Origin of the sequence: Mesorhizobium sp. (assembly GCF_004962245.1) — a bacterium.
In the GTDB taxonomy this organism is placed as follows: Bacteria; Pseudomonadota; Alphaproteobacteria; order Rhizobiales; family Rhizobiaceae; genus Mesorhizobium.
The window spans coordinates 1-23,999 of the sequence record NZ_SUHQ01000005.1 but is presented as its reverse complement, the minus strand read 5'-3'; the positions used below and the strand labels follow the sequence as shown (position 1 = coordinate 23,999).

Below are 23,999 nucleotides of genomic sequence, written 5' to 3'. Positions count from 1 at the left end.
AATTGTTTCAGCCAACAGCTCGTTTCAACGACAGGTGCGGCTCGACCCGGCCGTTCGTCATGCTGCACCAGTGACGAGCGCGACGAGTTCGTTGCCGGTGGTCTGCGACGAACGCACCGTCGCCACCATCCGTCCCGCCCGCATCACCCAGATCTGGTCGGACAGCCGGCGCACCTGATCGAAATTGTGACTGACCAGGATGACGCTCACCTCCTGCTCGCGCAGGCGCCGGATCAACGCCTCGACATTGGCTGTTTCCTGCACGCCGAGTGCCGCGGTCGGCTCGTCCATCACCACCAGCTTGGCGCCGGAGCCAGCGGCGCGGCAGATCGAGATCGCCTGCCGCTGCCCGCCAGAAAGGCGCCGCACGCGCTGGCTGACCGAAGGCATGTTGATCGACAGGCGTGACAGCATGGCGCGAGCCTGCTGCTTCATGGCGGTCCGGTCGAGCAGGGCGAAGGGGCCGATCCGGCGCACGATCTCGCGGTTGAGGAACAGGTTCTGGGCGACCGTCAACTCGTCGATCAGTGCCAGGTTCTGGTGCACCGTTTCGATGCCGGCCTTGCGCGCCTCGTCGGGATTGGCGAAGGGGTGCGGCCGGCCGTCGAAGAAGATCTCTCCCGCATCCGGCACATGCACGCCGACCAGGCAGCGTATTAGCGTCGACTTGCCGGCGCCATTGTCGCCGATCACCGCGGTGACCTCGCCGCGGCGGGCCTGGAAGGCGACATCGGTGAAGGCCCGGATGCCGCCGAAATGCTTGCTCAGTCCTTCGCAGGCAAGGATCGCCTCGGATGACGGGGAATGATTGACGGCGCTCATTTCTGATACCGCATGATCAGCGCCGCCAGCACTACGATGGCGCCCACGGCGAGCGGTTGGTAGAAGGCCGAAACGCTGAGCAGCGTCAGCCCGTTGACGAGAGCGGTGAGCATCAGCGCCCCGATCGCCGGGCCGAGAATGCTGGCGCGTCCGCCGAACAGGCTGACGCCGCCGAGCACCACCGCCGCCACCGAATTCAGCAGCAGGCTGGTGTTGATCTGCGGTTCGGCCGAGCCGATGCGCGCCACCAGAAGCAGTGCGGCGATGCCGGCGCAGAAGCCTGATATCGTGTAAGCGGCGATCTTGACGCGGTTTGTCCGGATGCCGAGCGAGCGGGCGCTTTCGGTCTGGCCGCCGGTCGCCAGCAGATGCACCCCGAAACGGGTGTGGTAGAGCGCGATATGCGCCACCACAACGGCCGCGATCGCCACCCAGACGGGATAGCCGAACGGTCCAAAGGAGCCGGAGGCCAGCCGCAGCAGGAACGTAGAGCCGACCATGGTCGGCTCGCCGCCCGACAGGATCAAGCCAAGTCCGGTGATGCCCGAAAGCGTGCCGAGCGTCACCACGAAGTCTGGAATTTTTCCGGCGGTGATGAGGACGCCGTTGAGGAAACCCACCGCGCTGGTGGCAAGTACAGCCAGCACGCAGGCGAGGAAAATGCCGTAGCCGGCGGCGTTGACGAGACCGAGGATGATGGCGCCAAGCATGACCGCGGCAGCCAAGGAGAGGTCGATGCCGGCCGTCGCCACGACGAAGGTCTGTCCGATCGACAGCACGACCAGGATTGCCGCCGCCAGGAGCAGGGCCTGCAAATTGGCGACGCTGAGAAAGACCGGCTGGCTGATGCCGAACACGATGACGAGGCCGACCAGGCCGACGACCGAAGCCCAGTCGGCCCAGAAGGAAGGATCCAGGAGGAGAGCCGACAGGGAGGGGCGGCCCTCCTCCGCCGCGCCCGCGGTATGCACGGGCGCGTTTTGTTCAGAAGTGTTCACTTCAACATCTCGCGGAAGGGATCGGGATAGTCGCCGCCCGGGCGCGGGAAGTTGTTCAGCGAGGCTTCGGCATTGTCCTTGTTGATCAGCAGCACCGGCGCCGGCACGTTGGCGGGCAGTTCCTTGCCCATGGCCGCTGCCTTGCAGGCCTCCACGCCCATGGCGCCGACGACATAGGGATATTGGGCGACGGTGGCGGAGAGTTCGCCGGCCGCGACTGATTTCAGCGCATCGACGATGCCGTCGAGGCCGATCACCTTGACGTCCTTGCCAGACGTCTGCACGGCACGCTCGACGCCGAGCGCCATGATGTCATTGGCGGCAAAGAAGCCGGCGAGATCGGGATGGGCGGCCAAGATGTCGGTGGCCGCCGTCAGAGCCTTTTCACGGTCCCAATCGGCGCTGACCATCACCACGACTTCGAGCTTGCCCTCGACGGCCTGCTTGAAGCCCTTGATGCGGGCGTTGGAGCCGACGTCGCCGACGATGCCGGCGACCAGGGCGACCTTTGAGCCGTTCGGCACCAGCTTCAGCATCTCCTCGCCAGCAAGCGCGCCAGCGGCGACGTTGTCGGTGCCGATATAGGTCGAGATGGCGAAGCCCGCCGCCTTGGCCTGCTCGGCGTCGATGGTGCTGTCGATGTTGACGATCGGCTTCTTCTTCTGGGCGACGGGAACAAGCGCCTGGACAAGGTTGGAGACGCTGATCGGATTGACCAGGTAGCAATCGAAGTCCTGCATGGCCATGGCGGTCAGGCGATCGGCCTGTCCGGTGGCGTCGCCCATATTGGCTGCTGCCTGGACAGTGACGCCGACGCCGTCGGCCTTGGCCTGCTCTTCGATGCCCTTCTGCATGTACTGGAAGAACGGATTGTCGAGGCCCTTGACGATGGCCGCGACCTTCGCCGCGTCTTCGGCATGGGCCGGCATTGAAATCACGGTTGCAAACAGACCTGCGCCAAGCGTCAGGCCATTGAACATGCGCATGCTTCGTCCTCCTCCTAATTGTTGGTTGCGTTGTATCTGGCTCGTTTGTCGACGACCGGAATGCCTGTGCGGGGCGCGGCAACGGTTAGCCCGGCGCTTGCGACGGCAGGTTGCCGACAGATCGTCGGCCGCCATGCGGCTCGCAGATTGAAGGCCCGGTTCGGGCCACTTTTCGTATCAGGCATTTCTCCTCCCAGAGCGCTGACCGATACGGATCAGCATTTCCGCATGTTTTAGAAAAATTTGACACGCGTCAAGAATTAAAATGGTGTGCAGCGGTTTTTGATGTGTTGCGGCGCGGCGGAAATCGAGAATGGAGGAACGTCGAAGCAAGCTCGCAGCCTGCGTCGTCAGTTGTCCGGGTCAAACTGCGAGTGCACGCGGTCAGGCCGGTTGCAGCGGCGCCAGTGCCGGGCCATCGGTGCGAAACAGGTGGCAAGCCGAGGGAGAGATGTCGAGCGCGATCGGGCTGTGCAACGGCGTCCTGTCGCCGCCTTCGGCCTGTACGACCAGCGTGATGTCGGGCGCGATCTCGACATGCAGGATGGTCAGGCTGCCCAGCCGCTCCGCAAGCACGGCTTGCCCCTTGAACTGTCCGCTGGCCGAGATGTGGAGATGTTCCGGTCGCATGCCGAGCAGCAGCTCGTCGCCCGGTTGGGTTGCGCCCGCTGCGACCGGCACGGTAAGCGCCTGACCGTCCGGCAAGGTCACGGTGACGCCCTTGGCGCCGGTCGAGGCCACCTTCAGCCTCAGCAGATTCATCTTCGGTGAACCTATGAAGCCGGCGACGAAAATGTTCGCCGGCCTGTTGTAGAGTTCGAGCGGCGAGCCGACCTGCTCGATCGAGCCGCCGTTCAGCACCACGATCTTGTCGGCCATGGTCATGGCCTCGGTCTGGTCGTGGGTGACATAGATCATCGTCGCGGCCAGATGCTCGTGCAGCCGCATCAGTTCCAACCGCATGCTCACACGCAAGGCAGCGTCGAGATTGGACAGCGGCTCGTCGAACAGGAACACTTTGGGATTACGCACGATGGCGCGGCCGATGGCGACACGCTGGCGCTGGCCGCCCGAAAGCGCCTTCGGCCGCCGGTCGAGAAGATGCGAAAGCTGCAGCACCTCGGCGGCCTCTCTTACCTTGCGTTCCTTTTCGGCAACGGAGACGCCGGCGATTTTCAGCGCAAAGCCCATGTTCTCGGCCACCGTCATATGCGGATAGAGCGCATAGGACTGGAACACCATGGCGAGCCCACGTTCGGATGGATCGATGTCGTTGGCGCGCACGCCATCGATGAGAAGGTCGCCGGCGGTGATCTTTTCCAGCCCGGCGATCATGCGCAAAAGCGTGGACTTGCCGCAGCCGGACGGGCCGACGAAGACGACGAATTCACGGTCCTCGACGTCGAGGTCAATCCCCTTGATGATCTCGATGGATCCGTAGGACTTGCGCGCACCGCGCAGCTTGAGCTCAGCCATGGCCTGCCTCCCTGGCATCGGCGTGTTCCGTCGCGCCGTGTCTGCTGTCCTCGTCCTGCGCCATGGCCAGCGGCGCGCCCGGTTCGCCTTCCCAGAGAATGAGGCTGGCCGCACCGATCAGTCCGGCGCGGTCGCCGAGCTGTGCCGGCACGATCGGTACGTCCCGGTAGGCCGGCATCGCCCGCTGCTCGACGGTTGCCCTGATGGCTGGAGCCAGCAGGTCGAAACCGTTGGCAAGGCCGCCGCCCATGACGATCAGGTCCGGCGAATAGAGATGAAGCAGGTTGGTGAAGCCGATGCCGAGCCACCTGGCTTCCGCCTCGATCAATTCGAGCGCGCTGATATCGCCGGCACGCGCGGCCTCGACGACGTGCCTGGCTGAAACGTCGCCGTTGGCCGAAAGGCGCCGGAGCAAGGAGCCGTCACCCGGCGCTGTCAGCGCCGTGGCGCGCCGCCCGAGCGCGGTTCCGGAGGCAACCGCCTCGAAGCAGCCGACGGCGCCGCAGAAGCAGCGGTCGCCTTCGCCGGTGATGGTCATGTGGCCGATCTCGGCGGCAAGCCCCCGCCGCCCGTGATAGATGTGGCCGTCGGCGACGACCCCGCCGCCGATGCCGGTCGACACGGTGACAAACACCAGGGATCCGGTGCCTTGGCCGGCGCCGAAGCGCCATTCACCCAGCGCGGCCGCGTTGGCGTCGTTCTCCAGCCGCACCGGCAGACCGAAATGCTTGCCGAGAATGTCAATCAACGGCACGTCGTGCCAGCCGGCCAGCGTCGGCGGCGCGATCACGATGCCGGCCTTGGGATCGAGCGGTCCCGGCGCGCCGATGCCAATGCCGACGACATCCGCCTGCGGGCGCTGTGTCAGAAGAGCTCCGGCCAGTGTGATGATCTGGCCGATCACCGCATCTGATCCCGCGATCGCCATCGTCGGCGCCGAAACCTGCGCGACAACGCGGCCGCCGCTCTCGACCAGCGCGCCGCGCAACTCCGTTCCGCCGAGATCGAAGGCGAGGGCCAGTCTTGTCATCAGGCGGCGACCTTCAGCCCATGCAGCCAGGCCATGCGCTGCGCAAGGTCGGGGTCGCCGAAAGCCAGCGATCCGAGCACCACCGTCTCGGCCCCGGCGGCGCGCAAGCGCGGCACCGTCTCGTGACGGATGCCTCCGTCGGCAGCCAGCATGATGTCGGCCTCGCGTCCCGCCTTTCTCATCAGCGCGCGTGCCTCGATCAGGCGAGGGCAGGCCTGGTCCGACAGGCTCTGGCCCTTGACGCCGATGGATGTGCCGAGAAGCGTCACGAACGCCACTTGCGACAGGAAAGGTGTGACCGCCGCGACCGGCGTTTCCAGCCTGAGCACCACGCCGGCCTCGGCGCCGAGCGCATGTGCCAGCCGCACGGCGCGCAGTCCGGCTTCGCCGTTTTCGGCATGGACGCTGATGAGGTCCGCGCCGGCCTCGATGAACTGCCGCGTCTGCTCCTCGACGATCTCCGCTTCGACCATCAGGTGCACATGGATCGGCTTAGCCGTCAGCCCGGCGATCCGCGCCACCAGATCCGGGAAGAACAGGAAGCCGGGGGTGAAGCGGGCGTCCGCGACGTCGATGTGATGCAGGTCGACAAAGGGATCTATGCGCTGCAGATCGCGCTCCATATTGGCGAGATCAGCCGACCACAGGGAAAACTCGCCGAGCAGCCGGTTGCGCGGCAAGGCGGCGATGGCAGCAGGGCCGGACAGGGATTTGGTCGTCATGACGGAACAAGGCTCCGGGTGTTGAAGTGAGCGTGAAGGAAGGTCGTGATCTCAGCCTGCAGCTCGGCGAAATGTCTGACGCTGTCGAGCGCCTTGGGGGTGATTTCGGTAAAGGCCGCGCCGGGGATGATCGCGGCAAGCGTGTGGGCGGCCGCTAGCGGATGCACCGCATCCATGGCGTTGCCGATGACCAGCGTGGGGATGCCAAGGGCAGCGGCATCGCTCTCAAAAACGCCCGGTCCGTCGGTGGCAATGTCGGCGAGGACTTGCGCGAATGGCGCGGCGCCCGGCCGGTCGAAATAGCCGAACAGCGAGGCAAGGTTGTCGGGTGCTTCACGCCTCAGTCGCGCGGCCGTCTGCGATTGCGCGAAGATCGCCCTGGCCTTATCGGGGCCGTGATCGAGGATGAGATCGGCGACCTCGGTGATCGGCCGCAGGTTCATTGGTGCGCTGTCGAACATCCAGGCCGGCCGCACCAGCAGCAGGCCAGCGACGCGATCCGGCTGACGGCAGGCGAGGTGCAATGCGATCGCGGCGCCCATGGAAATGCCGCCTGCGACGAACCGATCGAGGCCGGCCCGGTCGGCGGCTGCTAGAACATCGTCGGCGAACATGCTCAGGGAAAATGGACGGCTGCTGCCGAGCCCGGAGGCGCCGTGCCCACGGCATTCCAGCGTGATGCGCCGAAAGCCTGCGTCAGCAGGGAAAGCCTGGGCGACCTGCGCCTCGCCGCCGCCCAGCCCATGCTGGAAGACAACCGGAAGCCCGTCGCCGTCGTCGGAAATTTGAAGCGCGGCGTCATCGCGAAGCAGAGTGACCAGCCGCGCCATCAGACCAGCCCCTTCAGGAAGCGGGCAACCCCGGGCGCTTCCTCGGCCGAAAGCCCGTGCGTGACCAGCGGCCCGTCAAAGCCTGACGCCTTGAGCCGGGCGACGAAATCCGCAAAATCGACGACGCCGCGGCCGGCGGTGGCAAAACGGCCGTCGGCGAAGCGGTCCTTGGCGTGCGCCATGGCGACATGGCCGGCCGTGCGTTCGACCGCACCAGCTACGATAGCGCGTGCTTCCTCGGGGTTTGCCTGCTCGAACAGGTTGGCCGGGTCGAGCACGATGCGCAGCCGTTTCGAACCCATTTCGGCGATGAGGCGCATCGCGTCTCCCGCCGAGGTGACGATGTTGGCCTGCTCGGGCTCGATGCCGAGATCGACACCGTGGCGCTCGGCAAGTTCAAGCGCCTTTTCCATCTCGCTCGCCATGTCGGCCCACGCGAGAGGATTTGCATTGTCGGGGTGATATGCCCACTGGTCATCGGGGTTGCGCGTTCCCGTGCACAGGGTGACGAGCGGAACGGACAGGGTCGCCGCTGCCTCGATGACCGCGCCAAGCCGGCGCAGGCCATTGTCGCGCACGGCCCTGTCGGGATGGGCCATGTTGTAGGTGCCCGAGAGCGCCACCAGGGCGACGCCAGAGGCATCGGACGCCACTGCGATTGCGCGGATGGCGTCGCTTGGCACTGCATCCGGCATCGACGGCAGGCCGGCACAGGCGAGGTTGAACTGGGTGACCGCAAATCCCGCATCGCGCACCGCCGCCAGTACGCTGGCCGGCTCGCTGCCTGGGAAGGTCTTGGCGAACACCCCGATTTGCATCAGACCGCTCCCGTGGCGGTGGCGATCTCGACGCGCTCGCCGGTTTCGACCGAGCGGGCGATCGCCACCATGGCGCGGATCGAAGCGAGGCCGTCCTCGACATCGGCGCCACGCAGCGGCGCACCGTTAAGCACCGTGTCGGCGAGGCCTTCGAGCTGGCGCCTGAAGAAATGCCCGTCCGCGCCGAGCGGCTTTCGCGACGTCGCATCCTTCTCGTGAAAGATATCGACCTCGCTCGCCCGGAAATACCAGGGGTTGAAGGTCTTGGCGATCACCGAGCCGTTTTCGCCATAGAGCTGGAAGCCCTCATGCCAGTCCATGCGGACAGCCACGGTCAAGTCGAGATGACCAAGCGCCCCGTTGGCGAACTCGGTTTCGACGAACCAGCAATAGGCGCCGAAACGTTCGTTGAGGCGGGCGCGCACGGCGACGATCTCGCCGCAGAGGAAGCGCGCGGTGTCGACCAGGTGCGAGCCGTGCGCGAGCATGAAATACTGCCTGAGATCAGCCTTCGGATTGCCGCCAGGTTTCCTTGCCAGCTTGCTGGTGACGGGCAGCGGCTGCACCGCATCGGTGTTGGTGTAGCGATGGGTGGAATCGCAATACCAGGCCTTCAGTGCCAGGATCTCGCCGATCTCGTCGCGGACGAAATCGCGCGCCGCTTCCAGCGCGGGGTCGAAGCGCTTCATATGGCCGACCTGCAGCACCTTGCCGGTGCGCCTGACCGCATCGGCGAGCATCTCGCCCTCTTCGACCGAGACGCCGATCGGCTTTTCGCACAGCACATGCTTGCCGGCCTCGAGTGCCTTGATCGACATCGGAACGTGATAGGCGTCCGAGGTCGCGACGATCACCGCCTCCAGCTCAGGGTCGGCCAGCATGGCGTCGTAGTCGGCGTACATCTTCTCAGGCTCATAGATCGCGCCCATGCGCGCCAGCAGGTCGGGGGCGGCATCGCAGATCGCATAGAGGTCGGCATTCCTGGCCTTCACGCAGGATTCGAGATGGGCGAATTGCGCGATCGGTCCACAGCCGAGCACGCCGACACGAAGGCGACGGTCTTGCTTCCGGATCATGGTCTCTTCCTCACGCGCCGTAGCCGCGCATGGTCTGGCGGTTGGTCCTGACCGCAGCGGCCGGATCGGCGGCGGCGGTCTCGGATTCCTCTTCCAACACCAGCCAACCGTTGAAATGTGGCGCCGCACTGGCGATGTCGATCGCAGCTTGGGTGTCGCAGACGCCCTTGCCGAGCATCGCCCAGGTGCCGCTGGCATCGACGTCCTTCAGGTGGATGTAGCGGATGCGGTCCCGGTAGGTGGTGAGCGTGTCGATCATGTCTTCATGGCCGCGCAATATGTGGCCGGTGTCCGGCACCCAGCCGACGAGCGATGGATCGACCAGCGCGAAAATCCGGTCATAGTCGGCACGATCGAACAGCAGCGTGTTGTGATGGGAGCTGGGATGGACGGCGATGTCGACGCCGGCCTTGCGCCCGAGTTTGCCAACTCGGTTGTAGAACTCGGCCGCAATGGTGAACTTGTCGTCGCGCGGGCCGTCGGACACGACGGTGGCCGAGCCGATGGAGACGAGCGCGCCGGGAAATGCGGACGCGAAATCGATCCAGCGCTGCGCGGTCTCGAGGTCGGCGTCGATCTTCTCCTGCAGCGTGAATCCGCTCTTCGAGCCGAAGGCGAATGACACGAGGGCAAGGCCGGAAGACTTCAGCGCGGCGGCGAATTCCGCTGGCCTGTCGGCATAGCGGCCGATCATCGTGTCGGTGATCTCGATGCCGGCATAGCCGCCGTCGGCGATCGCCTTCAAGAGGTCGTCGGGACCGCCGGCAAAACGGCCTCCCAGCATTTCCCAGGTAAAGGTCTGGCAACCGACTTTCAGGTCTTTCACGATCGTCCTTTCATTCCTTGATGCCGCTCATTCTTTGATGCCACCTTGGGTCAGCCCTTCGATGATGTGCCGCTGGAAGAACAGCACCAGCACGATCAAGGGGACGGTGACGACGGCCGAAGCAGCGGCGATGTCGCCCCAGGGCACGTAGTATTGGTTGGTGAAGTTGGCGATGCCGACGGGGATCGTCTGGCGATCGATGTTGGAGGTGAAGGCGAGCGCGAACAGGAATTCGTTCCAGGCAGTGATGAAGGCAAGCAGGCCGGTCGTCACCAGGCTCGGCAGCGACATTGGCAGGATGATGTGCCAGAGCAGGCCGGGAACGCTGACGCCGTCCATGCGCGCCGCCTCGTCGATCTCGCGCGGCAGTGTTTCGAAATAACCAAACAGCACCCAGGTGACGAGCGGCAGCCCGAGCGCCAGGTAGGTGATGATTAACGCGGTGTAGGTATCGAGCAGGCCGAGATTGGTCGCCACCAGATAGAGCGGTCCGACCAGCGCGATCTGCGGGAACATCGACACCGAAAGGATGACCATCAGGATGCCGAAGCGGCCCTTGACGTTGAGCCGCGACAGCGCGAAGGCGGCCAGCGATCCGACAAACAGGCACAGGAATGTCGTCGCCAGCGAGACCACCAGCGAGTTCCAGACATAGCGGTGCAGTTCTTTCTCGATGAAGGCGTTGTAGTAGTGCTCGAGCGTGAAAGGGTCGGGAATCAACGACGGCGATCCCGACGTCAGCGCCTTATCGAGCTGGAACGAGATCGAGAATTGCCAGATGAACGGACCGCCGGACCAGATAAGGATCAGCAGGGCGCCGAGATAGATGGCGATGGTCTGCAGCGGCGAGCGCGTGTCCTTCATTGCGCCCTCCTGATCTGCCTGATGAGATAGAGGCAGAAGGCCAGTGCGATGATGCCTTCGGTGACGAACATGGCCGTCGAAACGGCGGAGCCATAGCCGAATTGCAGCGTCGAGAAGAGCACCTTGTAGGACAGCGTCGACAGCGTCTCGGTCGAATCGGCCGGGCCGCCGCCGGTCAGCACATAGACGAGGTCGAAGACGCGGAAGGCGTCGAGCGCACGGAACAGGCCGGCGATCAGCAAGGTCGGCATGAGCAGCGGCAGGCGGATGTACCAGAAAGTGATCCAGCCCTTCGCGCCATCCATGCGCGCCGCCTCGATCAGCGAATTGGGCACCGTCTGCAGCCCGGTCAAAAGCAGCAGCGCCATGAAGGGCGTGGTCTTCCAGACATCGGCGATGATGATGGTCGTCATCGCCGTGTCGGGCGAGCCGTACCAGTTGACGTTCTGGTCGATCAGCCCGGCATGCAGCAGGATGTAGTTGATGATGCCGTTCTGGCCGTCGAACAGCCAGCCGAACATCTTGGAGGTGACGACGGTTGGCATCGCCCAGGGAACCAGCATGGCCGCGCGGACGAGCCCACGACCCTTGAACGCCTCGCACAGGATGAGCGCCATGCCGAGCCCGATCACCGTCTCCAGCACCGTGGAGGCGAAGGTGAACCACATCGTGTGCCACCAGGCATTCCAGAACTGCGCGTCGCCCCATAGCTGCACATAGTTGGAGAAGCCCGAGAATTCGTTCTCCTGGGTGATCAGCGAGGTGTTGGTGAGCGAGAGATAAAGCCCGTTGACGATCGGATAGAACGAAACCGACGCCAGCGACACGAAGGCCGGCGTCAGCAGGAGCAAGGCCCAGACGGTGCCCGGAAGCGCCTTGCCAAGCCGCGGCCGGCCAATGCCAGGAACAGTGGCCGCCGCGGTCATGGGGTCAGCCGACGATCTGGTCGATTTGTGCGGCCAGCGCGTCCATCTCGGCCTGGACGTTGCCCGACACCAGCGCCTTGGAGATGCCCGACTGCAAGGCCAGCGTCACCTTCGCATATTCGGGCGTGATCGGCCGGGCTGTGGCGCCGGTGAACACTTTCTCGAGGCTCGCCATGAACGGCTGTTCGGTCTTGATCTTCTCGTCCTGGAACAGTGCCGGACGGGTTGGCGCCAGGCCGAAGTTCAGGGCGATGCGATGCTGGGTTTCGGTCGACGACAGCCAGGTCAGCAGCTCGATCGCGGCTTCGCGCTGCTTCGAATTGGCGTTGACGCCGAGCTGGTAGCCGCCGAGACAGGCCGAGCTCTTGCCGCCGGGGAAGGCCGGAAGCGGCGCGACGCCGACCTTGTCCACCACCTGGGAGGCCTTGGCGTCCTGGGCGATCGGATAGACATAGGACCAGTTGCGCATGAACATCGCCTTGCCCGAGGTGAAGGGCTGGCGCGACGGCTCCTCGTCCCAGGACAGGACGTCCTGCGGGCTGATCTTGGTCCCGTTGATGGTGTCGTGCAGGAACTGGATCGCGTCGACCGCCGCCTTCTGGTTGATCAGCGCCGACTTGCCGTCGGGCGCAAGGATCGCGCCATTGTTGGAGGTGATGATCTCGACCGCGTCGCAGACCAGAACCTCGGCTTGCTTGCCTTGCCAGAGATAGCCGAAATCGACATCGCCGGCCTTCTGCGCGGCGGCGGCGATGGTCGCCATGTCGGCCCAGTTTTCCGGCACCTTGCCGCCATGCTTTTCCAGCACGTCCTTGCGGTAGTAGAACATGCCCGAATCCATGAACCAGGGAAGGGCGGTCAGCTTACCGTCATAGGTACAGGCGTTGAGGGTTCCGGAGAAGTAGGCGCTGCGCTTGTCCGCCGGAAAATACTCGTCGAGCGGCAGCGCCCAGCCGGCGGAGGCAAAGCCGGCGATCCAGATCACGTCCTGACTGAAAACGTCGGGCGTGCCGGTGCGCCGGGCGAGCTGCTGGACAAGACCCTGATAGACCTCCGTCGAGGAACTCGGCGGCGGCAGCTCGATGTTCTTGACCAGGACGCGGTCCTGCGATTCGTTGAAGGCCTTGATCAGGTCGCCGAAGGTCTCCTTGCCGAAGAAGGCGGCGCTGGCGAAGCTGATTTCGGCCCGCGACTGCGCGCGCGCCCGGCGAACGCCCAATCCCGTGCCAAGGCCCAGTGTCGCCGCGCCCAGCAGCCCGGCGCTGCCGACGAGAAATTGCCTGCGGTCAGCGACCGTCACATGCGCAACAGGCTTCGAGCCGGAGACCGGCCCTTTTTTGGTGTCAGTCATTTTCTCCTCCTTGGGCCGGCGGCCTCCCGATGTTGCGCCAGCATTTCCGCATGTTCCATAAAAATTTTACGCGCGTCAAGATTTAAAATCCTGTATAGCGGCTTTCGAATATGATCCGTTGTCGGTGCAAGGGTTCAGCCAGACCATTGCGGCGTTGGGAGGTGGAATAGAAAATGCACGGAAAAACAGCGGCTAAGCTCGGCATCGGCGTTGTCGGGTGCGGCAACATCTCGATGACCTATTTGCGCAACGCGGCGCTGTTCGGGGAGGTGGAGCTGCACGCCTGCGCCGACATTTCGGCCGATATGGCGGCCCTGCGCGCCAGCGAATATGGCATCCGGGCTCTCAGCGTCGATGCGCTTCTGGCCGATCCCGAGATCGACCTTGTCCTCAATCTGACCATCCCGGCGGCGCATTTCGACATTTCGCTTTCAGCGCTTTCGGCGGGAAAGCACGTCTTCACCGAAAAGCCGCTGGCGACCTCGGCCAGGGACGGCCGCCGCCTCGTTGCCGAGGCGACGGAGCGGGGGCTGCTGCTCGGCTCGGCCCCGGATACGTTCCTCGGCGCCGCCGGACGGCGGGCACGCCGCCTGATGGACGAGGGCGGGATCGGCCGCGCGGTGACCGGCACCGCCTTCATGATGGGACGCGGCATGGAGCATTGGCATCCCAATCCGCAATTCTACTATCAGCCCGGCGGTGGCCCGGTCTTCGACATGGGTCCCTACTACCTGACGATGCTCGTCAATTTGCTCGGGCCGGTGGGCCGCGTGATGGCGATGGCAACGCGAGGCCAGGAGGAGCGGCTGATCACCGCCGAAGGCCCCTACAGGAACACCAGTTTCAAGGTCGGCACGCCGACCAACATCCTTTCGCTGCTGGAGTTTCGCTCGGGCGCCACCGTCACCTTCGGCGCCTCGTGGGACGTCTTCAGGCACTCCAACCATCCGATCGAGCTGCATGGGACAGAAGGCTCGCTCAGGCTGCCCGATCCGGACACGTTCGGCGGCACCGTCTCGCTTTCGGAGCGAGGCGCCGAATGGGCCGACTTTCCCAGCGAGAGCGAACTCTACGGCACGCGCAACTGGCCCTATGCCGCGCCCGACCGCGCGAATTACCGGATGCTTGGCGTCGCCGATCTTTCGCGCGCGCTGACAACCGGGAGAAAGCCGCGTGCCTCCGGCGCGCTTGCGCTGCATGTGCTGGAAATCATGGAGGCGATCCTGGCTTCGGGAGAAAGCCGCGAGTCGGTTGCCGTCAACGGGACGGTCGACCAGCCGCAGCTTCTTGGGGAAGACGAGGCGGCAAGCCTGCTTGCCTGACGCAGACATGGGGGATCCTTCAATGATGACATCGCTTTCGCCTTTGCTCGACCCGGAAGCCCGGCATGTGCTCGACCTCGGCCGGAAAGCGGCAGCCCCGCCGTTCGAAGCCGGCACGCCCGAAGAAGCGCGCCGCGCCTATGAAGAGGGTTTTCCGGCACTCCAGGGCGAGCGTGAGCCTGTCGCTTCACTGACCGAACGCACCATCGCCGGCCCCGGTGGCCCGCTGACACTCAGGATCTATAGCGGACAGGGCGCGGGCGGGGCCGCTGCGCCGGCGCTGCTCTATCTGCATGGCGGCGGCTGGGTGATCGGCAATCTCGAGTCGCATGATGAGATTTGCCGGTGGCTCGCCAATATGGCGGCTTGCGTCGTCGTCTCTCCCGACTATCGGCTGGCGCCGGAGCACAAGTTTCCAGCGGCGATCGAAGATTGCCGCGCCGCACTTTCCTTTATGCAGGACGGCGCGAGCGATCTCGGCATCGACGCGAGGCGGGTCGCCGTTGCCGGCGACAGTGCCGGCGGCAATCTTGCTGCCGTGCTGTGCCTGCTTGCGCGCGGCGACAAGAACCCGCCGACCGCGCAGCTTCTGTTCTATCCAAACACGGACGCTTCGCAGGCGGCGGACAGCTACCGCCGCTTTGCCGATGGTTATGGTCTGACATCGGCGACCATGGCCTGGTTCCGCGACCACTATATCTGCGATGCCAGGGACATCGGCGACTGGCGCGTGTCGCCGCTCAAGGCCGAGAGTCTTGCCGGTGTGGCGCCGGCCTTTGTCGCTATTGCCGGTCATGACATCCTCGCCGACGAAGGCGAGGCTTATGCCAAGCGTCTGGTGGATGACGGCGTGCCGGTCGTCCTGCGGCGCTGGCCCGGCCAGATCCACGGCTTCGTTTCGATGGGACGCCATGGTCCGGCAGCGCGGCAGGCGGTCGGCGCGGCGGTTGCCGCATGGCGCGGCTTCGATCCCGCCTTTGGAGATGCTCAGGCCGACTGACGCATGACCAGCGTTGCGTCGAGATTGACCTTGGGGGCAACCGGCTCGTCATCCTCGTCAAGGAGGGCCAGCAGCGTCTCCACGCTGCGTCCCGCCATCGAAGCGAAGTCCTGCGCCATGGTGGTGAGGGCAGGGCAGGTGTAGCGGCTCAACGGATGGTCGTCATGAGCCGCGACACGCAGGTCGCAATCGTTCTTGCGGCCGACCTTACGGCCTTGCGAATAGGCGGCAGCCATCACGCCGAAGGCGAGACGGTCATTGGCACACAGGATGGTCTTGCCCGGCAGGCCGCCACGCGCGAGCATCGCTTTCATCTGCTCATAGCCGATCCGCTCGAAATCCCAAGTGTAGTCGTCGGTATTGCCGATGACCACCGGCTCATGCCCGAGCCGCTGCATGGCGCCGACATAGCTGTTCAGGCGTTCGCGCGAATTGTGGTTGACGTGCGGGATGTCGAAATAGACCGGAGCATCGCCGGAACGGCAGAGATAATCGACGATTGTCGAGACGCTCTGGCTGTTGTTGTTGCCGACGAACGGTGTGTTGCCCTCGAGATAGGTGTCGAAATAGACGATCGGTATGGCCTGCGTCAGCTTCTCCAGCGTGCGATGGTCCGAGCGCAGGCCGAGCGGCGCGACCAGCGCGCCGGAGACTTTCAGGGAAAGAATGGTCCGCGTCGCCTCGACTTCGAGTTCGCGCGAGCCGTGCGAAGAGATCACGATCGGCCAGTAGCCCTCGTCGCGCAGCCTGAGTTCGATGCGGCTGACCATCTCGGAATAGAAGGGATCGGCTACCGTCGGCACCACGATGCCGATGCTGCGGGTCCGCTTGCGGTTCAGATTGCGTGCAAAGAGATTGGGCTGGTAGTCGGACGAGCGCAGCGCCACCTCGATCCGTTGTCGTGTCGCCGGCTTGACGCTGGTCGGATCGTCGAAATATTTCGACAGTGTCGGCCTGGAGACGCCGCAAGAGCGGGCGAAATCCTCCATCGTCTTGTGCGTCATCGGCATTGAATCCCTCGCGCTGTTCCTTAGCGCTGCCCGGTCCCTACATACGGCGCGCCAGCCTGCAGCTGCAAGGCGAAATTTTACAGACAATTTTGACAGTTTCCATGCGTAAATTTATTAATTGACGCGAAAAGCACAAGCCGTATTCACCTCAGTGGGCGAATTCGAAATTCGTATCACCCGGAAAATGCTCACGCGGTTCATCCGAAGCGAGGCCGGGGGCGAACGTAGAGAGGGATTTCCGCGAGATGAAGAAGCTGGTCAGTGCCGGCCGTCGAGATCATGGCCGAACGGAACGGCCAGAGCTTTCTTGAGCCTGGTCCGCTGCTTAGGCCCCACCCGTCGGGAGCGCCCGCCATCTTCATCGGCCAGGCGGCGCTTGGCCAGCCAGCCGGCCTCATCGGCGTCGTCGCCGATGAGGCGACGGGGCAGTAGGGTCGCGCTGCCGGGAAGACGGCACTCGACCGCTTCGCATACGTCCGATGTCGACATCGTTCCGAAAAAGGCGGCCGTCGCAATTTACAGCTAACATGTTAGCATGATAGTACTGCGTGCAGATTGATATTTGGAGAGCATGGCATTGGTTTCGCGCTTTGGTCTTTCGGTTGCCCTCACCACGCCTTTTGATGCGTCCGGGCAAATCGTCATCTCTCCCATGGTCGCGCAAGCCCAGGCTTGCCTTGGCGCCGGCTGCAGCAGCGCAACGCTCTTCGGCACCACCGGGGAGGGCGCCTCCGTGGGCACGGGAGAGCGGCGGATTGTCATCGAAGCCATGCTGGCCGCCGGCATTCCAGCACATCAGCTCGTCGCCGGCGTGTTGGTCGATGCCGCCGAAGACGCCGCCGAACAGGCGCGACACGCCTTGCAGTGCGGCGTCCGCAACATCCTTCTGGCTCCGCCGAGCTACTTCAAGAATGTCGGCGAGGACGGGCTGTTCGGATGGTTTTCCGCCGTCTTTGCCGCGCTCGGCCCGCTGGCCCGCGGCGTCCTTCTCTACAACATCCCTTCTGTCACCATGGTGCCGCTCTCGCTTGCCGTGATCGGTCGGCTGCGTGCGGCCTTCCCCGGCGTGGTCGCCGGTGTCAAGGATTCGGGTGGCGACTGGAGCTACAGCGAGGCGCTGCTAAAAGCCCATGGCGACCTGGTGATCCTGATCGGCGACGAACGGCACCTGGCCAGAAGTGTGCGCCAGGGCGGGCAGGGCGCCATTTCCGGCATGGCCAATTTCGTCACCGGCGAAATCCGCGCCATGGCCGAGGACGGGCGCGACGATGCCCGCGTCGAGAGCTTCGTGCTCGAATTACTCAAATATCCGGTCACCCCGGCGGTGAAGGTCATGGTGGCGCGCAAGACCGGCGACGAACGCTGGCTGGCGGTTCGCCCGCCGCTTGAGCCGATCGCTGTGCAGGGGCGGCAACAGCTTGCCGCCGCCTATGACAGGCTGTTTGTGACAGAGCCGGCCTGACCGGCAAGGGAAGCGCGCTGAAATGGACGACAGCAGCGAACCGGCAACCCTCAGGGAAAAAGCTTATGCCAGCTTCACCAGACATTTGCTGGCCCGCGATCTGCGGCCGGGGCAGTTCGTGTCGCAGCGTGAACTGGTTGCCTTTACCGGGCTGCCGCTTGGCGCCATCCGCGAGATCGTGCCGCGTCTCGAGGCCGAGGGACTTTTGACGACGATCCCGCAGCGCGGCATGCAGATCGCCCATATCGACATCAACCTTATCCGCGAGGCCTTCCAGTTCCGCCTGTTCATGGAGCGCGAAGCGGTGGCGCTGTTCGCCGTCAACGCCTCCGACACCGAACTCGCCCGCTTGCGGCGCGAACATGAGGACATGCTGGCTCAAGCGTTGTCGCAGGCGCCGACGCCGGAAATGGAAGCCAAGGCCCAGAACATCGATTGGTCGATGCACGACACCTTCATCGATGCGCTGGGCAACGAGATCATCGCCAAGGCGTATCTGGTCAATTCGGTGAAGATACGCCTGATCCACCAGGAGCGTTTCCGTATCGACGGGCGCGTCGTGCCGGTGATGCACGAGCACCTGGCAGTGATCGAAGCGCTCGAGAGCCGGGACCCGCAAAAGGCGGTCGAGGCGATCAGCCGGCATATCGACAATGCGCGCCGGTTGGCGCTCCAGATCTGAGGACGTATGGTTCGCGGCCGCCGCGACGCCACCCACAACGACAGCAACCCAAGGGAGGAAGAAATGTCGTCCAATCCGTTCAAGCCAACAAGAAGGCAAGTCCTTGCAGGAACCACGGCGCTCGCCGCCGCGGGCCTGGCGGGCCTTCGCCCGAGCTTTTCCGCCAGCGTCGACTGGAAGCGTTTTACCGGCACGACGCTCGACGTCAATCTGGTGAAAAGCCCGCGCAGCGACACCATCCTGAAATATCTCGCCGAGTTCGAGGAGCTGACCGGCATCAAGGTCAATGCCGAGGCGACGCCGGAACAACAGCAGCGGCAGAAGACGGTGATCGAGCTCAGCTCCGGCAAGCCGAGCTTCGATGTCGTTCATCTGAGCTACCACGTGCAGAAGCGCCAGTTCGAAAAGGGCGGCTGGCTGGCCGACATCGGCGGCTATCTCGCCGAACCGACGCTCACCGATCCTGGGCTGGTCGAAGGCGATTTCGCCGAAGCCGGCATGCTTTTCGCCAAGGACAGCCAGGGCGTGCTGCGTTCGCTGCCTTTCTCGGTGGACTACTGGATCGTCTACTGGAACAAGGAGCTGTTCGAGGCCAAGGGCCTCAAATACCCTGAAACGTTCGAACAACTGGTGGCCGCCGCCGAAGCGCTGACCGACCCATCGACCAACACTTTCGGTTTCGTCGCCCGCGGCCTCAAGAATGCCAACACCCCGGTGTGGACATCGCTGATGCTCGGCTACGGCATGACGCCGCTCGACGACCAGGGAAAGCTGCGCACCGAAACGCCCGAGGCGATCGAGGCTGCTGCCCTCTATCAGAGGCTGATGACCAAGTCCGCCCCTCCAGGCGTCACCGGCTTCAACTGGGCCGAAGCGCAGTCCGCCTTCCTGCAAGGCAAGATCGGCATGTGGTTCGATGGCGTGGGTTTTGCTCCGCCGATGGAAAATCCCGAAAAGTCGCGCGTGGTCGGCAAGGTTGGCTATGGTGTCATGCCCAAGGGTCCCAAGGCGCATGCCTCCGGGACGTTTGGCGACGGCCTCGGCGTGACGGCGTCCAGCGAAAAGAAGGAAGCTGCCTATCTCTTCTGTCAATGGGCGGTTTCCCCGGCCATGGGCGCGCGCCTGCTCCAGGCCGGCGCCGGCGTGCCTTTCCGCAAGTCGGTGCTGGAAGACCCCAAGGTGCGTGAAGGCGTCACCATGCCGGCAAGCTGGCTCGATGCCGTGGTTCAGTCCGGCAATATCAGCAGGCTGGCGCTGCCGGTGATCATCCCGGTCACCGAGTTCCGCGACGTCTATGGCGTGGCGCTGACCAACATGATTGCCGGTGCCGATCCTGCCGAAGAGCTGAAGAAGGCCACCGCGCAGTTCCAGCCGGTTCTCGACAGGAGCGAGCAAGGCTGATGTCCGCCATCGCCCCAGAACGCACCGGGGCGACGACAGATCGCACCGGGGTGACGACGCAAGCCATCGAGGAGAGCCAGTCGGTCCGGCTGGCTCCCAACTACTGGCCCTTCGTCGTTCCGGCGCTCGTCGTCGTTGGCGCCGTGATCGTCTTTCCCTGGGCTTTCACGCTCTGGATGAGTGTCAACCGCTGGACGCTCGGCCAGTCGCGGAGCTTTGCCGGGATGGAAAACTATCTCCGGTTGGCCAGCGACCCGCGATTCTGGGAGTCCCTTGTTAATACGTTGACCTACACCTCTCTGTCGGTGGCAGCGCCGATGTTCTTGGGCACTGTCGCCGCCCTGATCTTCGATGCCAGGTTTCCACTGCGCGGCCTGCTGCGCGGCGTCTTCGTGATGCCGATGATGGCAACGCCCGTTGCCGTGGCGCTGGTCTGGACCATGATGTTCCATCCCCAGCTCGGCGTGCTCAACTACCTTCTATCGCTGGTTGGCATCCCGGCGCAGGAATGGATATTCAACGCCAAGACGGTCATCCCTTCGCTGGTTGCGGTCGAGACCTGGCAGTGGACGCCGCTGGTGATGCTGATCGTGCTGGGCGGGCTGGCATCGGTACCGCGCGAGCCGTTCGAGAGCGCCGAGATCGACGGTGCCAATGCCTGGCAGCAATTCCGCTACCTCACCCTGCCGATGATCGCGCCGTTCCTGATGATCGCGCTGATCATCCGCACCATCGATGCGCTGAAGAGCTTCGACATCATCTATGCGATGACCCAGGGCGGGCCGGGCACGGCGTCGGAAACCATCAACATCTACCTCTACAACACCGCCTTCTCCTACTACGACATCGGCTACGGCTCGGCGATGGCCGTGGTGTTCTTCATCGTCATCGTGGCGCTGTCCTTCATCCTCCTGATGCTGCGCCAGCGCTCGCAGTGGATCGACGCGGAGGGCAAATAGATGAATTCACGGTTGCTCAGTCAGATCGGCCTGTTTTTCGCGGCTCTGGTCATCATCTCGCCGGCGATCCTGTTCTTCCTCTGGATGATCTCGCTTTCGCTGAAATTCGAGATCGACAACGGCGCCTATCCGCCGATCCTGATCCCCGAGAATTTCGCCTGGTCGAACTATGCAAAGGTGTTCGAGGAGAACAACTTCCTGCTCTATCTTTGGAATTCGGTTCTGGTGACCGGCACGGCGACACTGCTGGCGCTGCTGATCGGCGTACCGGCCGGCTATGGCATAGCGCGGCTCAAGGCTGAAAGATCGGCGGTCGTCATCATGATCGCCCGCATGACGCCAGGCCTATCCTATCTCATTCCGCTGTTTCTGCTGTTCCAATGGATCGGGATCCTCGGCACGCTCTGGCCGCAGATCATCATCCACCTGGTGGTGACGGTGCCGATCGTGGTCTGGGTGATGATCGGCTATTTCGAGACCACACCGATGGAGCTGGAAGAGGCGGCCAACATCGACGGCGCCAGCTCCTGGCAAGTGTTCCGGCTGGTCGCCCTGCCCATCGCCAAGCCGGGCATCGTTGTGGCCTTCATCCTGTCCGTCATCTTTTCGTGGAACAACTTCGTCTTCGGCGTGGTGCTCGCCAGCCGTGAGACGCGCACGCTGCCGGTCGCCGTCTACAACATGCTTTCCTACGAGCAGGTGAGCTGGGGGCCGCTCGCCGCGGCAGCACTTGTGGTGACGCTGCCGGTGCTGGTTCTGACCATGTTCGCGCAAAAGCAGATCGTCGCGGGGCTGACCGCTGGCGCGGTCAAGGGCGGCTGAAGTCGCCTAGCTGGACATCACTCTTTTCCCGGAGAAATCCAATGGCATCGGTAACAATCAACAACGTGCAGAAGGCTTTCGGAGCCACCAAGATCATTCACGACGTCAGCGTCGATATCGCCGACGGCGAGTTCGTCATCCTGGTCGGGCCGTCGGGATGCGGAAAATCGACGCTGCTGCGCATGATCGCTGGACTTGAAACGATCTCGGGCGGGAAGATCGCCATCGGCGAGCGTATGGTCAACAATCTGCGGGCGCGAGACCGAAACATCGCCATGGTGTTCCAGAACTATGCGCTCTATCCGCATATGACGGTGGCCGACAATATGGGCTTTGCCCTGAAGATCAAGAAAGCCGATCCCGCCGATACCGCCGGCCGCGTGAAGAATGCCGCCAGCATCCTCGGCCTGGAAAAGCTGCTTGAGCGCTATCCGCGTCAGCTCTCCGGCGGCCAGCGCCAGCGCGTCGCCATGGGCCGCGCCATCGTGCGCGACCCGCAAGTCTTCCTGTTCGACGAGCCGCTTTCCAATCTCGACGCCAAGCTGCGCGTCCAGATGCGCGGCGAGATCAAGGCGCTGCACCAGCGGCTGGGCACCACCACCATCTACGTCACGCATGACCAGATCGAGGCCATGACCATGGCCGACAAGATCGTCGTGCTGCATGACGGCCTGGTCGAGCAGATCGGCGCGCCGCTCGACCTCTACGATCATCCGGCCAATCTCTTCGTTGCCGGCTTCATCGGCTCGCCCGCCATGAACTTCATTGCCGGCCGCATCGAGGAAGGCGTGTTCCGCAGTGCTGGTGGGCTGATCCTGCCACTGCCGGAAGGCGCCCGCCCGATCGACGCTGCAGGACGCGAACTTGTCTACGGCATCCGCCCCGAACATATCCGCGCAACTGCCCAGGGCATGCCAGGCACGGTCACGCTTCTGGAAGCCACCGGTTCGGAAATCTTCGCCAAGGTCGACTGCGCCGGTGAGGAAATTTCCTGTCTTTTCCGCGAGCGGCTGCCGCTCAGGCAAGGCGCGCAGGTACGGATCGAGGTCGATCGCGCCAGCGCCCACCTCTTCGACGCGAAAACCGGCCGGCGTATCTGATCGGCGCGGCCTGTGCTGCGGGTCGACGATGCGAAGGCCGATATTCACGCAAAAGCGCCGTACCAATTGCCGGCCGATTTTTAAAAAGTACGGCGAAAACCCTTAAGTCATTGAAAAAATGGTGAACCACACAGCCGGTGGCGAACCAGTCTCCGTTTGAGAAATCCCTGATAGCAGGCAAAAAACAGGGAATTCGCGCGAAGCGAATGCTTCCGCGGGGCAGACAGTCAGTATTGTCTAGTGATTTCAGTTATTTAGAGCACCGTTTCCTGTTGCAGCCTATCAGGGAAATCCGCCCAGATATCAGTAAAATTTCGTAGTCGACGTTGATTTAACAGGGAGTCTGGCTGTCGTAGCGCGGGATGCGATTGCGGTTTCGTGGGATCGAATTGTCGTTAGCCGGGGATCCGTTGCAGCATCGCGGGGATAGACTGGCCGATTGCGGCTGCGGATTGAAAAATGGCGGAAGCTGTTTGCGCCATCCTGAAACCGGAATGCGGCAAGCCGGGATGTATTTGCCGTATTGCGAAACCGAAAGAATAAAAAGGAGAGGATTGCAAAATTACAGGGGGGTGATTTAATTTCTTTTGGGGGGGGCGCATGTTGAAGCTGATTTTACCGGTATTCTCCAAACTGACGGTGTTTCGATCCAGGAAGTTTTGGTGGCATTCAATAATCATGGCCGCGCTGGTCAGCTGTGCGAGCCCAAGCATCGATCTGAAAGACTCTGGCAAGATATCCGGAAATTTGATGATCTTCTGGGTCGGTGAAGACAGATTCGTCTACTATCCCTACAATGGTGATCCTCTGACGTACCATCTTCCGGAGAAGCTGCGTCAGGATCTCAGCGTCTCTACAATCCGACCTGGCTTGCATTACACCGACGGAGGTTCGATCCCGCCTCTGGTGCGGGGCCTCGCGGGGCTTTCACCTTGGGGTTACGGTCCGGCCTACATCGTTCACGACTGGCTGTTCGCGGCCCACCATTGCCTGTTCACTGGTCAGCCTGGGGCTTTGGACCCGAGAGATGAAGACGAGGCAAAGACCGTCTCGAGAGTAACATTCAAGCAGTCTGCTGATCTGCTCGCTGGGGTCATCTCTGCCCTCATCAAACAGAATGTGGTGCCGAAGCGCGAGGCAGCGCCCTCGGCCATCTATACCGCCGTGGACTCTGTTGTCGCTAAGAACCTCTGGGACAAAACCGACCCAAAATCGTGCGACCCTGTCACGAAGGAAGATCTGGATCGGATCAGGCGTTCGACCGAAAAAGGAATAGCTTCCGTCCAGGTGTTGCGCCCAGGTGCGGTTCCTCCCCTGCTGGTTTTTCAGCAGCGCTTTTGAAAACAACCCCTCCGAGAATCAGCCAGTGATTCGGCCTGGGTCGCCTTTTTTTGAAATGAGTGCAATTATTGCACTCATTTCATGTGGCGAAATGGTGTTCTTAAAACGGTATTAAACGGGCAATACAGTAAAAATCTTTAAACTGGCGCCGATTTTAGCAGTATATCTTGATTTC

At 63.4% G+C, this 23,999-nt stretch carries 24 protein-coding genes; 10 read left to right on the top strand and 14 right to left on the bottom strand.

Annotation, left to right across the window (positions count from 1 at the left end):
* Positions 1-57: 57 nt before the first annotated feature.
* The 13 genes from E5X88_RS06835 to E5X88_RS06775 form a co-directional block, all read right to left on the bottom strand.
* Positions 58-822, bottom strand: coding sequence for an ATP-binding cassette domain-containing protein (locus tag E5X88_RS06835; RefSeq protein WP_292159546.1), 765 nt, complete (start codon positions 820-822; stop codon positions 58-60).
* Positions 819-1,820 carry an ABC transporter permease gene (locus E5X88_RS06830; protein ID WP_292159543.1) on the bottom strand — a complete coding sequence of 334 codons (1,002 nt, stop codon included), beginning with the start codon at positions 1,818-1,820 and terminating at the stop codon, positions 819-821. The genes E5X88_RS06835 and E5X88_RS06830 overlap by 4 nt, the downstream gene beginning before the upstream one ends.
* On the bottom strand, positions 1,817-2,806 hold the full coding sequence (locus tag E5X88_RS06825) for a substrate-binding domain-containing protein (protein ID WP_292159541.1): 990 nt from the start codon (positions 2,804-2,806) through the stop codon (positions 1,817-1,819). The genes E5X88_RS06830 and E5X88_RS06825 overlap by 4 nt, the downstream gene beginning before the upstream one ends.
* Positions 2,807-3,190: 384 nt before the next feature.
* A complete protein-coding gene (ugpC, locus tag E5X88_RS06820) occupies positions 3,191-4,282 on the bottom strand; it encodes a sn-glycerol-3-phosphate ABC transporter ATP-binding protein UgpC (protein WP_292159538.1) in 1,092 nt (363 codons plus the stop codon).
* Entirely contained in the window at positions 4,275-5,312 is a 1,038-nt protein-coding gene (locus E5X88_RS06815) for an ROK family protein (RefSeq protein ID WP_292159536.1), read from the bottom strand. Before E5X88_RS06815 ends, ugpC (E5X88_RS06820) begins: the two co-directional genes overlap by 8 nt.
* The gene (locus E5X88_RS06810) at positions 5,312-6,034 is read right to left on the bottom strand and encodes a ribulose-phosphate 3-epimerase (RefSeq protein ID WP_292159533.1); all 723 of its coding nucleotides are present in this window, start codon (positions 6,032-6,034) and stop codon (positions 5,312-5,314) included. Before E5X88_RS06810 ends, E5X88_RS06815 begins: the two co-directional genes overlap by 1 nt.
* Positions 6,031-6,864, bottom strand: coding sequence for an alpha/beta fold hydrolase (locus E5X88_RS06805; RefSeq protein WP_292159531.1), 834 nt, complete (start codon positions 6,862-6,864; stop codon positions 6,031-6,033). The genes E5X88_RS06810 and E5X88_RS06805 overlap by 4 nt, the downstream gene beginning before the upstream one ends.
* A complete protein-coding gene (locus E5X88_RS06800) occupies positions 6,864-7,682 on the bottom strand; it encodes a sugar phosphate isomerase/epimerase (RefSeq protein WP_292159529.1) in 819 nt (272 codons plus the stop codon). Before E5X88_RS06800 ends, E5X88_RS06805 begins: the two co-directional genes overlap by 1 nt.
* Positions 7,682-8,758, bottom strand: coding sequence for a Gfo/Idh/MocA family oxidoreductase (locus E5X88_RS06795; RefSeq protein ID WP_292159527.1), 1,077 nt, complete (start codon positions 8,756-8,758; stop codon positions 7,682-7,684). Before E5X88_RS06795 ends, E5X88_RS06800 begins: the two co-directional genes overlap by 1 nt.
* A gap of 10 nt (positions 8,759-8,768) precedes the next feature.
* The gene (locus tag E5X88_RS06790) at positions 8,769-9,542 is read right to left on the bottom strand and encodes a sugar phosphate isomerase/epimerase (RefSeq protein ID WP_292160076.1); all 774 of its coding nucleotides are present in this window, start codon (positions 9,540-9,542) and stop codon (positions 8,769-8,771) included.
* A 69-nt stretch (positions 9,543-9,611) separates the two neighbouring features.
* A complete protein-coding gene (locus E5X88_RS06785; RefSeq protein WP_292159525.1) occupies positions 9,612-10,448 on the bottom strand; it encodes a carbohydrate ABC transporter permease in 837 nt (278 codons plus the stop codon).
* Positions 10,445-11,374 carry a carbohydrate ABC transporter permease gene (locus E5X88_RS06780; RefSeq protein WP_292159523.1) on the bottom strand — a complete coding sequence of 310 codons (930 nt, stop codon included), beginning with the start codon at positions 11,372-11,374 and terminating at the stop codon, positions 10,445-10,447. The genes E5X88_RS06785 and E5X88_RS06780 overlap by 4 nt, the downstream gene beginning before the upstream one ends.
* A gap of 4 nt (positions 11,375-11,378) precedes the next feature.
* Positions 11,379-12,725, bottom strand: coding sequence for an ABC transporter substrate-binding protein (locus tag E5X88_RS06775; protein ID WP_292159521.1), 1,347 nt, complete (start codon positions 12,723-12,725; stop codon positions 11,379-11,381).
* A gap of 173 nt (positions 12,726-12,898) precedes the next feature.
* Between E5X88_RS06775 and E5X88_RS06770 the strand changes: the two genes are divergently transcribed.
* Both E5X88_RS06770 and E5X88_RS06765 read left to right on the top strand, forming a co-directional pair.
* Positions 12,899-14,047 carry a Gfo/Idh/MocA family oxidoreductase gene (locus tag E5X88_RS06770; protein ID WP_292159519.1) on the top strand — a complete coding sequence of 383 codons (1,149 nt, stop codon included), beginning with the start codon at positions 12,899-12,901 and terminating at the stop codon, positions 14,045-14,047.
* Positions 14,048-14,072: 25 nt separating this feature from the next.
* On the top strand, positions 14,073-15,047 hold the full coding sequence (locus E5X88_RS06765; protein WP_292160075.1) for an alpha/beta hydrolase: 975 nt from the start codon (positions 14,073-14,075) through the stop codon (positions 15,045-15,047).
* Here E5X88_RS06765 and E5X88_RS06760 read toward each other — a convergent pair.
* Positions 15,035-16,057 (bottom strand): LacI family DNA-binding transcriptional regulator, encoded by a 1,023-nt coding sequence (locus E5X88_RS06760; RefSeq protein WP_292159517.1) that lies wholly within the window; start codon positions 16,055-16,057, stop codon positions 15,035-15,037. The genes E5X88_RS06765 and E5X88_RS06760 overlap by 13 nt on opposite strands.
* A 261-nt stretch (positions 16,058-16,318) precedes the next feature.
* Here E5X88_RS06760 and E5X88_RS06755 point away from each other — a divergent pair, with 261 nt between their 5' ends.
* The 8 genes from E5X88_RS06755 to E5X88_RS06720 all read left to right on the top strand — a co-directional run bounded on the left by E5X88_RS06755 (position 16,319) and on the right by E5X88_RS06720 (position 23,824).
* Positions 16,319-16,489: a hypothetical protein gene (locus E5X88_RS06755; RefSeq protein ID WP_292159515.1), complete on the top strand. Its 171-nt coding sequence runs from the start codon at positions 16,319-16,321 to the stop codon at positions 16,487-16,489.
* Between the two features lie 145 nt (positions 16,490-16,634).
* The gene (locus E5X88_RS06750; RefSeq protein WP_292160073.1) at positions 16,635-17,519 is read left to right on the top strand and encodes a dihydrodipicolinate synthase family protein; all 885 of its coding nucleotides are present in this window, start codon (positions 16,635-16,637) and stop codon (positions 17,517-17,519) included.
* 22 nt (positions 17,520-17,541) lie between these two features.
* Positions 17,542-18,201: a GntR family transcriptional regulator gene (locus E5X88_RS06745; protein ID WP_292159513.1), complete on the top strand. Its 660-nt coding sequence runs from the start codon at positions 17,542-17,544 to the stop codon at positions 18,199-18,201.
* Between the two features lie 63 nt (positions 18,202-18,264).
* Complete coding sequence (locus E5X88_RS06740) at positions 18,265-19,602, top strand: sugar ABC transporter substrate-binding protein (protein WP_292159511.1); 1,338 nt, start codon at positions 18,265-18,267, stop codon at positions 19,600-19,602.
* Positions 19,602-20,561 carry a carbohydrate ABC transporter permease gene (locus tag E5X88_RS06735; protein ID WP_292159509.1) on the top strand — a complete coding sequence of 320 codons (960 nt, stop codon included), beginning with the start codon at positions 19,602-19,604 and terminating at the stop codon, positions 20,559-20,561. The genes E5X88_RS06740 and E5X88_RS06735 overlap by 1 nt, the downstream gene beginning before the upstream one ends.
* A complete protein-coding gene (locus E5X88_RS06730) occupies positions 20,562-21,383 on the top strand; it encodes a carbohydrate ABC transporter permease (RefSeq protein WP_292159507.1) in 822 nt (273 codons plus the stop codon).
* 41 nt (positions 21,384-21,424) lie between these two features.
* Positions 21,425-22,483: a sn-glycerol-3-phosphate ABC transporter ATP-binding protein UgpC gene (gene ugpC / locus E5X88_RS06725; RefSeq protein ID WP_292159505.1), complete on the top strand. Its 1,059-nt coding sequence runs from the start codon at positions 21,425-21,427 to the stop codon at positions 22,481-22,483.
* Positions 22,484-23,083: 600 nt separating this feature from the next.
* Positions 23,084-23,824, top strand: coding sequence for a hypothetical protein (locus E5X88_RS06720; RefSeq protein WP_292159503.1), 741 nt, complete (start codon positions 23,084-23,086; stop codon positions 23,822-23,824).
* Positions 23,825-23,999: the final 175 nt, after the last annotated feature.